At 44.4% G+C, this 14,299-nt stretch carries 15 protein-coding genes and 1 pseudogene; 10 read left to right on the top strand and 6 right to left on the bottom strand.

Annotated elements, in window-relative coordinates; all coding sequences use genetic code 11:
- Nucleotides 1-51 precede the first annotated feature (51 nt).
- Nucleotides 52-900 carry an octanoyl-[GcvH]:protein N-octanoyltransferase gene (gene lipL / locus D3H55_RS19975; RefSeq protein WP_276310257.1) on the bottom strand — a complete coding sequence of 283 codons (849 nt, stop codon included), beginning with the start codon at nt 898-900 and terminating at the stop codon, nt 52-54.
- A gap of 117 nt (nt 901-1,017) precedes the next feature.
- Nucleotides 1,018-1,989 carry a phosphate acetyltransferase gene (gene pta / locus D3H55_RS19970; RefSeq protein ID WP_119549068.1) on the bottom strand — a complete coding sequence of 324 codons (972 nt, stop codon included), beginning with the start codon at nt 1,987-1,989 and terminating at the stop codon, nt 1,018-1,020.
- Between the two features lie 280 nt (nt 1,990-2,269).
- On the opposite strand from pta, the gene hemQ reads away from it, so the two are divergent.
- Together hemQ and gerQ are read left to right on the top strand one after the other, a co-directional pair.
- Nucleotides 2,270-3,013 carry a hydrogen peroxide-dependent heme synthase gene (gene hemQ, locus D3H55_RS19965; RefSeq protein WP_119549067.1) on the top strand — a complete coding sequence of 248 codons (744 nt, stop codon included), beginning with the start codon at nt 2,270-2,272 and terminating at the stop codon, nt 3,011-3,013.
- A 536-nt stretch (nt 3,014-3,549) separates the two neighbouring features.
- Nucleotides 3,550-3,999 carry a spore coat protein GerQ gene (gerQ, locus tag D3H55_RS19960; protein ID WP_240628696.1) on the top strand — a complete coding sequence of 150 codons (450 nt, stop codon included), beginning with the start codon at nt 3,550-3,552 and terminating at the stop codon, nt 3,997-3,999.
- Nucleotides 4,000-4,216: 217 nt separating this feature from the next.
- On the opposite strand, the gene D3H55_RS19955 is transcribed toward gerQ, so the two are convergent.
- The 4 genes from D3H55_RS19955 to D3H55_RS19935 all read right to left on the bottom strand — a co-directional run bounded on the left by D3H55_RS19955 (nt 4,217) and on the right by D3H55_RS19935 (nt 7,336).
- Nucleotides 4,217-4,588 carry a DUF423 domain-containing protein gene (locus D3H55_RS19955; RefSeq protein ID WP_119549066.1) on the bottom strand — a complete coding sequence of 124 codons (372 nt, stop codon included), beginning with the start codon at nt 4,586-4,588 and terminating at the stop codon, nt 4,217-4,219.
- A gap of 25 nt (nt 4,589-4,613) precedes the next feature.
- The gene (locus D3H55_RS19950) at nt 4,614-4,910 is read right to left on the bottom strand and encodes a YwdI family protein (RefSeq protein ID WP_119549065.1); all 297 of its coding nucleotides are present in this window, start codon (nt 4,908-4,910) and stop codon (nt 4,614-4,616) included.
- Nucleotides 4,911-5,878: 968 nt separating this feature from the next.
- Nucleotides 5,879-6,550, bottom strand: coding sequence for a uracil-DNA glycosylase (locus D3H55_RS19940; protein WP_119549063.1), 672 nt, complete (start codon nt 6,548-6,550; stop codon nt 5,879-5,881).
- Between the two features lie 18 nt (nt 6,551-6,568).
- Nucleotides 6,569-7,336: a DUF4230 domain-containing protein gene (locus D3H55_RS19935; protein ID WP_119549062.1), complete on the bottom strand. Its 768-nt coding sequence runs from the start codon at nt 7,334-7,336 to the stop codon at nt 6,569-6,571.
- Nucleotides 7,337-7,432: 96 nt separating this feature from the next.
- Between D3H55_RS19935 and D3H55_RS19930 the strand changes: the two genes are divergently transcribed.
- The 8 genes and pseudogenes from D3H55_RS19930 to D3H55_RS19895 all read left to right on the top strand — a co-directional run bounded on the left by D3H55_RS19930 (nt 7,433) and on the right by D3H55_RS19895 (nt 14,267).
- Nucleotides 7,433-8,878, top strand: a complete 1,446-nt coding sequence (locus D3H55_RS19930; RefSeq protein WP_119549061.1) for a phospholipase D family protein — start codon at nt 7,433-7,435, stop codon at nt 8,876-8,878.
- A gap of 73 nt (nt 8,879-8,951) precedes the next feature.
- On the top strand, nt 8,952-9,278 hold the full coding sequence (locus D3H55_RS19925) for a YflT domain-containing protein (RefSeq protein WP_119549060.1): 327 nt from the start codon (nt 8,952-8,954) through the stop codon (nt 9,276-9,278).
- A 247-nt stretch (nt 9,279-9,525) separates the two neighbouring features.
- The gene (locus D3H55_RS19920) at nt 9,526-9,870 is read left to right on the top strand and encodes a YojF family protein (protein WP_119549059.1); all 345 of its coding nucleotides are present in this window, start codon (nt 9,526-9,528) and stop codon (nt 9,868-9,870) included.
- 33 nt (nt 9,871-9,903) lie between these two features.
- Complete coding sequence (bshB2, locus tag D3H55_RS19915) at nt 9,904-10,587, top strand: bacillithiol biosynthesis deacetylase BshB2 (protein ID WP_119549058.1); 684 nt, start codon at nt 9,904-9,906, stop codon at nt 10,585-10,587.
- Nucleotides 10,588-10,986: 399 nt separating this feature from the next.
- Nucleotides 10,987-11,730, top strand: coding sequence for a PAS domain-containing protein (locus tag D3H55_RS19910; protein ID WP_119549057.1), 744 nt, complete (start codon nt 10,987-10,989; stop codon nt 11,728-11,730).
- Between the two features lie 111 nt (nt 11,731-11,841).
- Nucleotides 11,842-12,567 carry an ABC transporter ATP-binding protein gene (locus D3H55_RS19905; RefSeq protein WP_338067965.1) on the top strand — a complete coding sequence of 242 codons (726 nt, stop codon included), beginning with the start codon at nt 11,842-11,844 and terminating at the stop codon, nt 12,565-12,567.
- A gap of 1 nt (nt 12,568) precedes the next feature.
- Nucleotides 12,569-13,588, top strand: a pseudogene (locus D3H55_RS19900) (ABC transporter permease).
- 28 nt (nt 13,589-13,616) lie between these two features.
- Nucleotides 13,617-14,267: a TetR/AcrR family transcriptional regulator gene (locus D3H55_RS19895; protein ID WP_119549056.1), complete on the top strand. Its 651-nt coding sequence runs from the start codon at nt 13,617-13,619 to the stop codon at nt 14,265-14,267.
- Nucleotides 14,268-14,299 lie beyond the last annotated feature (32 nt).

Genomic DNA, 14,299 nt, shown 5'->3' with positions numbered 1-14,299 from the left:
CGAAAAGAGCACTAAAAAACACTGGCTAACCACGGCCAGTGTTTTTCTTTGCTATTTAGACTGATTCTCCAGCACTTTCTCATTTCTTTGATGAACCCTGTCCAAATAACCTTCATATAATGTGAGTTCCTCACCCTCGAGCTGGCTGGCAAAAATCTTCCCGCTGAATCCTTTCAGGGACTGCAGAAACCGCAGCATTGTATCCTGAATCGTCAGTTCAGTGCCGAGGAGCTCTGACAGTGATGCCATGACTTCCGGGTGGATTTCCGGAAAGATAAATTTCCTGCTTTCTTCCCTTTTTCCGGCGTGATAAAAGTCTCTTATGACCTGCGCCCGGTCCGAACCGCTGCCATTCACACAAAGATAGATCTGCACGGCCACACCGTTCCGGATCCTCCTCTGTGAAATGCCGGCGAACTTCTTACCATTGATGCTGAGGTCATAACTGCCAGGGCAGTAGGAATTGACGATTTCTTTTGCTTCGATGTGAACCGGGAAGTCTTTGAACATTTCCTTTGTCAGCTGAAGCATTGCATCGTACCCGCGATTGATATCGATCCCTTTTTCCGAGTCGGGGAAAACCAGGGACAGATTGAGGACCCCTTCGTCCAGGACGACCGCCAGCCCGCCGGAGTTTCGGACTATGTATCGATATCCGCTGTCTTCCAGTACCTTAAGACCCGCTTCAAGCTCCGGAAGCTTTGTATCCTGTATCCCTAAGACAATCGTATCGTGATGAACCCATGACCTCGCGGCAGATGGGGAATTCCCGGCACCTACCGAGGTGCAAAGGGTGTCATCCATCGCAAAGGATTGAAGCGCATCAAACATCGGGCCCAAACTGGATTGGTCTATGATTCGCCATTCTGGCTGTATTAACAATGATTGATTCTTTTGCAATTCCATCGATCTTTCTCCTTCAATTATCATGGGGATTATTATACCACAACCGGGCTGAACCGGAGATATCGTCCCTTGAACCCAAAAACGGCCCCCGGAGGAGACCGCTGCTTGTATTTATATAGCCTGTGCCGCTGTGATCAGCGCCAGTTTATAAACGTCTTCTTCATTACAGCCGCGGGACAAGTCATTGACCGGTGCGTTCAATCCTTGAAGGATCGGGCCTACCGCTTCAAAGTTCCCCAGGCGCTGTGCGATTTTGTATCCAATGTTGCCCGCCTCAAGGCTTGGGAAAACGAAAACATTGGCATCACCTTTAATTACTGAATCCGGAGCTTTTTTGCTTGCAACGGAAGGAACGAAAGCGGCGTCAAACTGGAACTCTCCGTCCAATGTCAATTGAGGTGCCTTTTCCTTCGCGATGTTTACAGCTTCGGTTACCTTTTCCGTTTCAGGAGACTTCGCTGATCCTTTTGTTGAGAAGCTCAGCATGGCGACACGCGGGTCGATATCAAACATTTCCGCTGTTTTCGCACTTTCAATTGCGATTTCAGCTAAATCCTGACTGTCCGGTGTAATGTTGATCGCACAGTCTGCAAATACATATTTTTCATCTTCCCTTACCATGATGAATACACCCGATGTTTTGCGGACTCCTTCTTTTGTCTTGATGATCTGCAGTGCCGGACGGACGGTGTCTGCAGTGGAATGGGCCGCACCGCTTACCAGCCCGTGCGCTTTTCCTGTATAGACAAGCATTGTACCAAAGTAGTTTTCATCCAGCAGGATTTTTTTCGCATCTTCTTCAGTCGCTTTGCCTTTTCTTCTTTCCACAAAGGATTGCACAAGTTCCTCCATGAACTCGTTGTCTGATGGGTCAAGGATTTCACAGCCTTCAAGAGAAGCATTGACCTCTTGAGCCTTTGACTGTACGCTGACGGCATTTCCGATGATGACCGGTGTAAGGATTCCATCTTTGGCCAGACGGGAAGCGGCTGCCAGGATTCGTTCATCCTGTCCTTCAGGAAATACAATTTTTAAATTTTTGCCAGTAACCTTCGCTTTTAGTGATTCAAATAGATTGCTCATGAAAAGCCCTCCTTCATATATCCACTTTTAGCATACTCTTCTGCGGAAAGATTTCAAGAATAACAGACAGTGGCAGCGTTTCCATTTAAAATGTTTTTGTTTTTCGAAAATTTGTTCCTTTTCAACCTGCTTTATTGTTCCCTTTCCGTTGTGCCGTTATGCAATTCAGCTCAAAAACCCCCTTAAGAATTGTCGTTTTTCAGTCAAGATTCCAATTCGGGATATTGGGCCAAACTATGATATAGTAAGGGTGCATATAAGTTTAAAAGGAGTGATTGACATGAGTGAACCGGCTCAAACGTTAGATGGCTGGTATTCTTTGCATGATTTCCGTGCAATGGACTGGACTTCTTGGAAAATGGTTTCAAGCGATGAAAGACAAGCGGCAATCAAGGAGTTTCACGGATTCCTTGAAAAGTTGAATAATACACAGAGCAAAGAAGAAGGAAGCCATGCTCTATATACAATCGTCGGCCAAAAGGCAGATTTCATGCTGATGATCGTCCGCCCGACGATGGAAGAGTTGAATGAGCTTGAGACTGAATTCAATAAACTGACAATTGCTCAGTATACTGTTCCGACATTCTCTTATGTGTCAGTAGTAGAATTGAGCAATTATCTTGCTGACGGCGAAGATCCATACGAAAATCCGCATGTCCGTGCCCGCCTATATCCGATCCTCCCCAAGGCGAAGCATGTATGCTTCTATCCGATGGACAAGCGCCGCCAAGGCAACGACAACTGGTATATGCTTCCGATGGAAGAACGCCGCAGCCTTATGCGCAGCCATGGTATGATCGGACGCCAGTATGCAGGCAAAGTAAAACAGATCATCACTGGTTCTGTCGGTTTTGATGATTATGAGTGGGGCGTTACATTGTTTGCTGATGATGTCCTTCAATTCAAGAAGCTGGTATATGAAATGCGCTTTGATGAAGTCAGCGCACGTTACGGCGACTTCGGCACATTCTTCGTTGGAAACCTTCTGGAAGAAGACAATATCGGCCGATTCCTCGAAGTTTAATACCTACTGAAGACCAAACAGGTGATTTTCTGTTTGGTCTTTTTTTTCAGGCTCTTTTCGTAAATTTTTATGCTATTCTATGTAAATCTAAAATAATATCCTGATATTCACCCCATAGAACCCCGGGTAAGCACAAAAGAAAAGAGCTGCTCTTTCATGTTCCAGAGTAAAAAAACTTGGAATTTTTCCATAAGCAACAAGTTCCTTTTATACCGGAACAGCCCTTAAGAGAACGCCCGGCTTTCGTTCAATCACCCAGGCCACCTTCTGCAGATGAAATTAGTTTGTGACATCAGAGACTCTGCATATCAACTAATGGATACTCATGAAAATCTCCTTAATTGTATCTCTGTTTTGGAATAATCCGTCCTCCCTCCACATAAAAATGAAATAGTGAAAATAGGCACACTCTCTTTTATCATCATCTTCTTTATTCCTAAAGAAAGGGAGTATCAGCCGTGTATCTGCGTTTTTTTGACTCAGCTGTGTAACACCTTCGTTAAGAAGGATTTTCATTAATCAAGGAGGTCTGTATTGTGAAACAATCAAGCGGTTCAAATCCTTATGGATATGGTTACAGCCAGCCCTATTACGGCCAGCCCCCGACCTATTCCGGAGGGCAGTATTACGGCGGCCAGGGCATGCAGGGTCAACAGGTCGGCGGTGTTCAAAGCCCTTCACAAAACCTTCCCGGCCAGCTGCCTTTAGAAGAATCATATATCGAAAATATCCTCCGCCTTAACAAAGGCAAAGTCGCAACTGTCTATATGACTTTTGAAAACAACCGTGAGTGGAATGCCAAAGTATTCAAAGGGATCATTGAAGCTGCCGGCCGTGATCACCTGGTCCTGAGTGACCCTCAAACAGGTATGCGTTACTTGCTGCCGATGATCTATCTCGACTACATTACATTTGATGAAGAAATCGAATATGAATATCCATTTGGTTCAGGGGCGGGACCGGCAGCCTCTTATCCGCCAAGGTAATAGGCTAAACAAAAGACTGCATGCTGATTAGGCACGCAGTCTTTTCGTTTGGCTTTTTTTCGTAAACTTTGTTGCTATTCAATATAATTACAAATAACATCCTGTAAATCACCGTAAAAATCCCGGTGAGCAGGAAAGAAAAGAGCTTCTCGTTCTTTATCGAGAGTAAAACCTTTGAAATCCGAATGCAACAATATATGCGAAAACAGCCTTTCGTTTACATTGATTTTACCGCTGTGATGATTAACAGAACCCATGCAATCAGGAATGCGACCCCGCCTAAAGGCGTGATGGCCCCCAGGACTTTGACGCCTGACAGGCTTAAGACATATAAGCTTCCTGAGAATAACACAATTCCGATAAGCATTAACCAGCCCGACCAGTTAAGCAGTGAACTCGCAGCAATATTCCCAGCCAGCACCCCGATGATCAGGATCCCGATCGAATGGAACATCTGGTACAGCACCCCTGTATTCCATGTGTCGATATACTTCTGTGAGATTTTCCCTTCCAATGCATGGGCTCCGAAAGCTCCCAGTGCCACCGCTAGAAAAGCATTGATGGCCCCAATAATGATAAATGTTTTCATCTTCCAACACTCCGTTCAGTAAAATTTAAAATTCAAACAGCGAGTCTCCATTTGCTCCGTCATCCGTTTCCAACTTGCTTTCTTCACTGATTCTGACTGTCTGGGACTGCTGGCTGCCGGCAGGCATTGTCATTTGCTGGGCCGGCATTTGATTTGAGTAAGCAGGCTGGCTTGAGCTGATACTGTCATTTTCCAGCATGACTTCGCATAGCGCTTTGATTGAATTGATGTGTTCACGGATGTTTTGCGGCCTTTCTGCTTTCTTGGCTCTTAGCAGTTCCTGTTCCATTTTATTAATCAATGAGACGTGAGATATATTCATCGTGTCCCTCCTCTGCTCTTTTGTTTTCGCCCTTTTCGGAAACTTTATTGTTATTCAATATAAATTTCAAATAATATCCTGTTAAATCGCCGTAAGATCCCGGTGAGCAGGAAAGAAAAGAGCTTCTAGTTCTTTTTCGTGAATAAAAACTTTGTAATCCGAAACCAACAATATATGTGAAAACAGTCTTTATTTTATGTAGTCTGCAGATTGATTTCTGCTTCAGGTTCCCGCTCCAATTTCACAAAAGAATTTTATTAGTAATGAACCAATTCCCTATAACATCTCGAATTGTCTCATTTCATCGTCTTTTAACCAAACAGCACTCTTAAAAAGAATGCCCGCCAATGACAGGAAATCTACTTTCCGTTTCCAGCTTTCGATGTGAATTTCAAGCAGCTTTCTCCCGAAGAACGCAAAACGATCAGGGAAGGCATCGCCTTGGTCTTAAATCCATAGCCTTTGCATCCTCGTGGATGGGCAGGTTCCCATGTTGTATAAAAATGTTGGCATTGAAAACAATTGATCTTTTTCTCCGGCAATTTCCTCGTCTCCCTATCCAGTCATTCTTCCCTATTCTATCAAACTTATATCAAAATTGCCTGCTGAAAACCGTTCTGGTCCCTGGTACAATTTGCCCTTTTTGCATGAGGCACTGAAGGCTTCCCGGTACCTCTCAAATAAACTATTTGTACCAGGAACCTACATGACGAAGCTCTTTCCGTAAACCTTGCTGCTATATAATATGCATTCCAAATTAAACCGGAGGAATTCGCCAACGGGATAGCAAGGAAACCGGCGCTATTCCGTCACTTTGGAAAAAGATCCTGGAATGCATCTGAAAAACGGCATTAATTGCAAAAACAGCCTGGAATCAATGAAAAAAGCAAAGCGTTTTCCGCCTTGCTTCGCTTCAAGCTCCAATGTTTCACGTGAAACAGCTGTTTATTTGTCGGAACATGACATATTTACTCTATACACCAGTCGATCTCTTCTCCTCCATTTTCCTTCAGCCACTCATTTGCCCTGGAAAAAGGTTTGCTTCCAAAGAAGCCTTTTCGGGCAGAGAATGGACTGGGGTGCGGAGACTGGATGACAAAGTGCCTGCTGCTGTCGATCAACTTCAGCTTCTCCTGGGCGGGGCGCCCCCACAACATAAATACAAGCGGATTCTCCCTATTATTCAGGAGCTCGATCACCTTGTCTGTGAAGGTTTCCCACCCTTGTCCTTTATGGGAATGCGCTTGCCCTTCCCTGACTGTCAACACGGTGTTCAACAGAAGCACTCCCTGCTCCGACCACTTACTCAGGTTTCCATGATCCGGGATGCCACAGCCGATATCATCATGAAGCTCTCTATAAATGTTTTTTAACGAAGGGGGAATTCTCACATCTTTCCCTACTGAAAAACTCAAGCCTTGTGCCTGCCCCCGGCCGTGATAAGGATCCTGGCCAAGCAGGACCACTTTCACTTCATTATAGGGCGTCGAATTTAACGCATTGAAGATATTCTGTTTCTCTGGAAATACCTCTTCCGTCCGATACTCGTTTTCAAGAAACTCCTGCAATTCATGAAAATAAGTTTTTTCTGTTTCGTTTTCCAAAACATGGTTCCAATCGTTTCTAAGAATACCTGCCATGATTTACACCCTTTCATGCTAATTCTTATATTCGATCGTTACGTTGTAGCCAAGCTGGCTGAAGAACTCCTTCAGGGATTTTTCAGCATTCTTTTCTGCGGTCTGAAGCAATCCCTGGTCAATCGCTTCCTGCTGAATCAAGTCCTTGGCTACCTCAGCAAAAGCAAAACCTTCTTCCCAATCGACTTCATTCCTGAAGATTCCTTCCACAGAAAAGGTCTTAACGTTCTCCATATCGATTGAAGGCGATTGAAGGATTTCTGCTCTTGGCAGCTTAATCGTCATTTCTTTTCCCTCTTCATCTATCAAAATATCATTTTCGGACACTTTTTCCAGGTCGACCCCGGCTAAAACAGACCCTGGGACCACCAGTAACAATTTCCGCTTCGTTCCGGGAATGTCCGCGGAAATTTCTTTCCCGAAAACTTTATTGTCTTCCTGCTCAATTACTGCCTTTGTGAAAGACTGTGCTGTTGCCAGTGAGTTCATGTCTTTGATCTGTTCCACAAAGGACCCCTGTTCCTGCTGGAAAGTGCTTCCCGAAAGCCAGGAATATATCCCTATCGATAATCCCGATATAACCAGAATCACAATGAACAGCAAAATGAGGAACTTACTCTTCCAAACACTGAATAGTGCTTTTCCAGCCTTGAAGAAAGGCATTCTGATTTTCCCTCTATCTAAAACGGCCGTGGCGCTTGCCTGCTGGCTGCTATCCCTTATTTCTGCTAAAAGAGACTCTATTTCTCTAATTCTAGCTTCATTACTTTTCAATCCATTCACCATCCTCCCTCATATTATAGAAAATATTGCCGAAAGTTGGAATACATATTTCCTAAAGAGGGTAAAGTACTTATTACTATTCAGATGGAGGAAAAACCCATGAAACCCTTGATGAATTGGGGTAAAAAGAGATCTGTTCTCATTACACTCCTTATTTTGGTATATTTTGGATCGGTCATGTTCTATCAAACTCACAAACCCCTCCCCGAGGGCATCTCCTACGAGGGCGAAATCTTCAGGACAAATGATATCGACTTCCTTTACGACCTCTCCTATAAAGATCCCGCTGGACAATTTTTTCATGAATCAAGGATATTCGAACGGGTCAATCAAATGATTGCAGAAGCAAAAGATTTTGTCGTCATCGATATGTTTCTTTTCAACAGCTATTATGATGGAGAATATGAAATGCCCGATTTAGCAGGAAACCTTGCAAAGGCTTTGATTGAAAAAAAGCGGCAGGACCCTGATATGGAAATGGTTTTCATCACCGACCATGTCAACACTACATACGGATCGCACCCTGCTCCTGAAGTGGAAGACCTTAAGGAAAACGGTATAGACGTCATGTACACTGATCTGTTGCCTTTAAGAGATTCGAACTTTGTCTACAGTTCCGTTTGGAGAACTTTTTTTCAATGGTTTCAATCGGAACCAGAAGATAAAGGATGGCTGCCAAATCCAATGGCGTCCACCGCCCCTAAAGTAACAGTGAGGTCCTACCTCGAGCTATTGAACGTGAAAGCCAATCACCGCAAAGTTGCGGTTACTGACCAGTCTGCCCTCATCACCTCTGCAAATCCCCATAACGCGAGCGGACTGCACTCTAACATTGCCTTTGAAGTCAAAGGCCCGATCATCGGGGATATCCTCAAGACAGAAAAAGCCGCTGCCAGGTACTCGGAAGGGCCGAAGCTGCCGGATTACAACAGCAGCGGGGAAAGTGGCGGCAGCATTAAAGCACAGGTGCTGACGGAAGGGAAAATCCATGAAAGAGCCCTGGAAGAACTGGATAGAGCCGGAAAAGGTGATACCGTCTGGCTCGGAATGTTCTATATCGCCGAGCGGAAAGTCATTAACAGCCTGATCGGTGCAGCGCGGCGGGGGGCGGAAGTGAGGATGATCCTCGACCCGAATACCAATGCTTTCGGCCAGCAAAAGATGGGGCTTCCCAACATCCCGGTCGCTTCCGAGCTCCATCGCAGAGGAGAGGAAAACATCCACATCCGCTGGTACAATACGAAAATGGAGCAGTATCACACAAAGCTCCTTTATATTGAGAAGAAAGATAAAGCCATCATCCTCGGCGGTTCGACGAACTACACGACAAGGAACTTCGAAGATCTGAACCTTGAAACCAATCTTTGGGTGGAAACTCCCCTTGACCAGGAAGTGAACAAGGAAGTGGCGGATTATTTCACCAGGCTGTGGGATAACAAGGATGGGCTGTACACAGAAAAGTTCAAGGAAAAAGATTATGAAATCACCTGGTTGAAGTACATTGGCTACCGCATCCAAAAACTTCTAAATTTCACTACCTATTAATCTTGTTTAGCTCTTTGAAAACCGGGTAAATATGAATATACGCTTCAGTAAATAATTAGAGGAGGCAGTTACTATGTATGAAGTACACACTGTAGAAAATGGAGTACATGCAACGAAGGTAATTGAAGAATTGAATTCCCTTGGCTATGACAAAGATCATATCTATATCTTTGCCCATGACAAGGAGCGCTCAAAAGACCTTACTGAAGGAACACATACGGAAAGCGTCGGGATGAGCGAACAAGGTATGTTCGATTCCCTGGGCAACACATTCAAGAAGCGCGGAGATGAGCTTCGTTCCAAGATGAGTTCCCTTGGCTTAACCGAATCAGAAGCAGACCACTATGAAGAAGAATTGGACAAAGGGAAAGTAGTCGTTGTCGGAAGCAAAAGCGAATAATCCTGTTGGCTGACTGCTTTTTATCTTAACCTTTAACAGCTTTTTATCTTAACCTTGATTGGCTCCCGAATGGGGGCCTTTTTTTATGGTTATAGTAAGAACCGTGTAAGCACACGGTTCAGCGGCTGTTCTTTCCGGTTCCTCTTGCAATTTCAACGGCTGCCCGAAACGTTGTTTTCGCAATCCATTGGCGATTTTAGTAAAATGGGAACTAATCATATTTATAACCGGATAAGGAGGCCATGGTATGGAACCTATTACGCTGGCAAAGGTTCAGGAATTGATCAATGAATTTGCCCGGAAAGACGTTTATATACATTTGGAAACAACAAATGGGGCTTATGCTTCCCACTTTAATGAAGACTTCTTCTCTGCAGGCGCATACATACGCAACGCCAGAGTGAATTATGAACACGGGAAAATCATCGGAGACGGGCCTTTCAGGGCCGGCCTGAAACTCGATATCGGCTGGATTTATGCTGAAGGCCTGACACATTATGAGAAAACAGAGAAAAACCAGCTGCTGCTTGCAGGACATGACAATAGCGGCAAGCTCGCTGTGGCACTGCAGATCAGTCCAACACCTTTTTAAACGGACTCCCTTTGAATTCTAGGAGGTTACAGTATGGAAAAAGAAAAACAAGTTCTTGTAATATTCCCTCACCCCGATGATGAAGCATTCGGTGTTTCCGGGACGATTTCAAAACATATCAAAGAAGGCACTCCTGTTACGTATGCCTGCCTGACACTTGGAGAAATGGGCCGCAACCTGGGAAATCCCCCATTTGCAACCCGCGAATCCCTTCCGCTCATCCGTAAAAAGGAGCTTAAGAAGGCGGCTGAAGTCATGGGAATCACTGACTTGCGGATGATGGGCTACCGTGATAAGACGCTGGAATTTGAAAATGACGAAAAACTGGCCAACATGGTGACAGAGCTCATAGAAGAATTGGATCCTTCGCTGATCATCACATTCTACCCAGGGTACTCCGTACATCCAGACCATGAAGCCACAGCGCGTGCAGTGGTAAGAGCCGTCCGCCGCCTTCCTAAAGCTTCCCGTCCAAAGCTTCACTGCCTCGCATTTTCAAATGACTGCAAAGAACATTTGGGGCAGCCGGACATCACGAATGATATCCGGGATGTAAAAGACCAAAAGATCGAGACTATGAAAGCACACAGCTCACAGACAGCCTGGATGCTTCCACAGATCGAGCAGGGAATTGCCGCGCAGGACCCTGAAGCCCTTAGATGGGTGACAATCGAACACTTTTGGACTTATGACTGGGAAAATGACCAGGTCAAATAGCGCCGGACCGAATCACAAAGGGCGGGAATCCTTCATTCCCGCCCTTTTTCTATTTTTAGCCCTTCCTGTTTTTATAAATGGCTGTTTTAGCATATATTGTTATTTTTGGAGAAACCCAAGATTGGACTCTATGTCTTTTGAATGCCTCTATATCACGCTGCTTTTCGCCCTCTCCCTGCGGTTAAGCCATACTTGTGTCAGCGTATCCATTGGAAAACCGTCAAACCTACTCCACACTTCCAGGATTTCTTCTGCTGCCTTCATTAGATTTCCCCTTTATCAATTAAATGTCCACTATATATCTACTATTATTATTCACGTTATTCCTGCAGCACCGTTGGATATTTCAACCAATATGATGCTATACTTTATGAAAGTCTTATTTCAGGAGGACAAGCTTTGAATAACAGTATATTGCCTATAAGCGAACAAAGCTCCAACGTCATGGATTTCTTAAAGAATGCAATCTTGATACTTGATACTGACTATCGCATCATTTATTTGAATCCGGCGTGCGAACAATTGTTAGAGGTAAAAAAAGAAAAAGTCCTTCTTATGAATGCATATGACCTGTTTCCGGATGCCCCGGAAGATGTACGCCATATAGAAAACACAGTAAAATACGGAAAGCCTGTAAAGGTCAGAAGAATGCCTTACCAGTTCGGAAAGTTCAATAGCTACTTCAACCTGGAAACCCATGTATTGGAAGAAAACGGAAGCATCATAGGAGCGTTGGCTGAATTCTCTGATGTAACCGAGTTTGTCCAAAAAGAAGAAAAATTCAAGTTTAACCTGGAGCAGATGGCAGCCAATATCATCCTCCTCCCTGAAGGAAAAGGGGTCCTTCCGCTCAATCAAACGATCATTGATGACTTGGAAATTGAACTGATTACTGAAAAGGTGTTAATCAGTGTTTCCAAACAGAAGCTTTCTTCGCTGATTGTTGATCTTTCCTCCATCATTGAAGCCAACCAACAATTTTTCCATTCCATCAGCGGGCTCCTCAATGCCCTCAGGCTCCTTGGTGTCTCTGTGGCAATCACAGGCATGCGCCCTGCAGTAGCGCAGGAAATGGTAACCTCAGGGGTTTCCCTCAATAAATATGATGTTCAAGTCATCCGCTCTATAAGGGATGCATTTTAGGAAGAAATTTTTCTTCCTTTTTATTTAAGGGATAAAATGAGTGATTACTCACTTTACATTAAACTGTTTGTGATTTATTATAAAAGTGAGTAATCACTCATTAACGTGGAGGTGTTCATTTTGGAATCCATCATCAATATGAAAAGTATTCACAAATCCTTCGGCAAGCAGGATGTTCTCACTGATATTTCATTGAAGGTGCCGAGGGGCGAAATTTACGGATTGATAGGTCCTTCAGGATCTGGGAAGACGACCCTTGTAAAGATGCTCATAGGTTTGGAATCACCTGACTCAGGAACTGTTGAATTTAAAGGCAGTCCTTTAAAGGCAGCAGCAGTTTATACATCTGTGGGTTATATGGCTCAGTCAGATGCTTTATACACTGAACTCACAGCTAAGGAGAATCTAAATTTCTTCGCTTCCCTTTACAGCCTGAAAAAGAAGGACAGGGAGGACAGGATCCGGAGCGTCATGAAAACGGTCGATCTCCTTGCTCATCTCGATAAACCTGTAGCCCTTTATTCAGGCGGGATGAAACGCAGGCTTTCACTTGCCATAGCCCTTCTTCATGACCCGGAAGTGCTCATTCTGGATGAACCGACAGTCGGAATCGACCCTGTGTTAAGAAAGCAGATCTGGGAGCAGTTCCAAGAGTTGAAAGGAAAAGGCAGGACCTTGCTGATCACCACCCATGTCATGGATGAAGCTGAACGATGTGACAGGCTTGGACTGCTGAGGAATGGAACTCTGCTTGGAAGTGAGGAACCCTCTTTAATTAAAGAAAAATATGGTGTCTCCTCACTCGAAGAAGTCTTCTTATCAACGGAGGTGCATTAATATGTCAAGAATCACTGGATTTGTCATCAGAATCATCAAATAGCTTTTCAGGGACAAACGGACATTGGCATTGATGTTTCTTGCACCGATCCTGATCTTAACAATGATGTGGCTCATCTTTGATTCAGACCCATACGTCCCAGAGGTCGGTATTGTGGCGGAGAACGAGAAGATGGTTCAAACAATCGATGAAGATAAATTCATCTCATTCGACAGCCAAAAAGAAGCTCAAGAATCCATCAATGAGGGAGAGCTTGACGGCTACCTTTCCATTAAGCAAGGCGCATCCCCGGCACTTGTGCTGGAGGGCAGTGATCCTTCGATCAATCAAAGTGTCATGAAAGCAGTTCAGTCCGTTTTCTCCAATCAGGAGGGTACAACAAGCCTTAATGTTGAATATATCCATGGAGAAAAGGATATGGGCATGTTCGATTCCTTTGGCCCGGTACTTCTAGGATTCTTCATCTTTTTCTTTGTCTTCCTGATCAGCGGTGTATCTTTTTTACGGGAAAGAACGAGCGGGACCCTCGAACGGCTGCTTGCAAGTCCATTAAAGATTTGGGAAATGGTCGTGAGTTATGTACTTGGATTCGGAATTTTCGCCGTACTGCAGGCAGCTTTCATTTCCTGGTATGCCATTTATGTACTCGACATGCTGATGATGGGAAGCTTCATCAATGTACTCATCATCATAGCGTTACTATCCCTGACAGCACTGACGCTCGGCATCCTTTTATCTGCCTTTGCACAGAATGAACTGCAGATGATGCAATTCATTCCAATTGTCGTGATACCTCAGATATTCTTTTCCGGTCTCTTCAATCTGGACACGATCACTGATTGGCTGAGCTGGATTGCTCCTTTCACACCGCTGTATTATGCAGCGGATGGGCTGCGGGATATCATGATCAGAGGTGCATCTTTCGGTGATTTAATTGGAAATATGTCCTACTTATTTGGATTCTCCCTGCTGTTCATTCTCCTGAATGTTGCAGCATTGAGAAAATACCGTAAAATATAAGATACCTCATTCTTATAAGGAGTTTTCCATGACTGAACAAAATGACATGCTCGATATTCTATTGAACAGTGAAGAAAAGCTGACGGAAAAACAAAAAAGAATCCTTGAAGCAGCATTAGAGATCTTTGCTGAAAAAGGTTTCTCAGCGACCTCGACAAGTGAAATCGCCAAAAAGGCAGGCGTTGCTGAAGGCACGATCTTCCGCCATTATAAAACCAAAAAAGACCTATTGCTCTCGATTGTAGCGCCGACGATGGCCAAGCTTATCGCTCCTTTTATCATCCGGGACATCAATAAGGTCCTTAACACGAAATATGAGAGGTATGAAGACTTCCTGAAAGCAATGATCCTGAACCGCCAGGCTTTTCTGAAAGAAAACATGGCGGCATTCCGGATCCTTATACAGGAAATTCCCTTCCACCCCGAAATGAAGGAGCAATTCAAAGAACATGTCGCCAGTAAGGTATACGAACGGTTTACGCACTTGGTCGAGTTTTATAAAGACAAAGGCCAGATCATCGACCTGCCGACAGAAGCTGTCATCCGCTTTACGGCTTCCAGCGTATTCGGCTTCCTGCTCATCCGTCATTTATTCCTGCCTGAAGCCGACTGGGATGATGAAAAAGAAATTGAAATGACCATCCGGATGGTCATGAATGGAATCAGGGTTGAGGAATAAAAGAAAAAGGATGTTCTGTTAATAGCAAAGGA

The organism is Bacillus salacetis (assembly GCF_003581585.1).
GTDB lineage: Bacteria > Bacillota > Bacilli > Bacillales > Bacillaceae_B > Rossellomorea > Rossellomorea salacetis.
This window is presented reverse-complemented; position numbering and strand designations above follow the sequence as displayed.

Coding starts and splice junctions, on each gene's coding strand:
- D3H55_RS19940 (WP_119549063.1), bottom strand. CDS start 6,550: ATGGCAGGTATTCTTAGAAACGATTGGAACCATGTTTTGGAAAACGAA.
- D3H55_RS19895 (WP_119549056.1), top strand. CDS start 13,617: ATGACTGAACAAAATGACATGCTCGATATTCTATTGAACAGTGAAGAA.
- D3H55_RS19930 (WP_119549061.1), top strand. CDS start 7,433: ATGAAACCCTTGATGAATTGGGGTAAAAAGAGATCTGTTCTCATTACA.
- D3H55_RS19955 (WP_119549066.1), bottom strand. CDS start 4,588: ATGAAAACATTTATCATTATTGGGGCCATCAATGCTTTTCTAGCGGTG.
- D3H55_RS19925 (WP_119549060.1), top strand. CDS start 8,952: ATGTATGAAGTACACACTGTAGAAAATGGAGTACATGCAACGAAGGTA.
- D3H55_RS19920 (WP_119549059.1), top strand. CDS start 9,526: ATGGAACCTATTACGCTGGCAAAGGTTCAGGAATTGATCAATGAATTT.
- D3H55_RS19950 (WP_119549065.1), bottom strand. CDS start 4,910: ATGAATATATCTCACGTCTCATTGATTAATAAAATGGAACAGGAACTG.
- hemQ (WP_119549067.1), top strand. CDS start 2,270: ATGAGTGAACCGGCTCAAACGTTAGATGGCTGGTATTCTTTGCATGAT.
- bshB2 (WP_119549058.1), top strand. CDS start 9,904: ATGGAAAAAGAAAAACAAGTTCTTGTAATATTCCCTCACCCCGATGAT.
- pta (WP_119549068.1), bottom strand. CDS start 1,989: ATGAGCAATCTATTTGAATCACTAAAAGCGAAGGTTACTGGCAAAAAT.
- D3H55_RS19935 (WP_119549062.1), bottom strand. CDS start 7,336: ATGGTGAATGGATTGAAAAGTAATGAAGCTAGAATTAGAGAAATAGAG.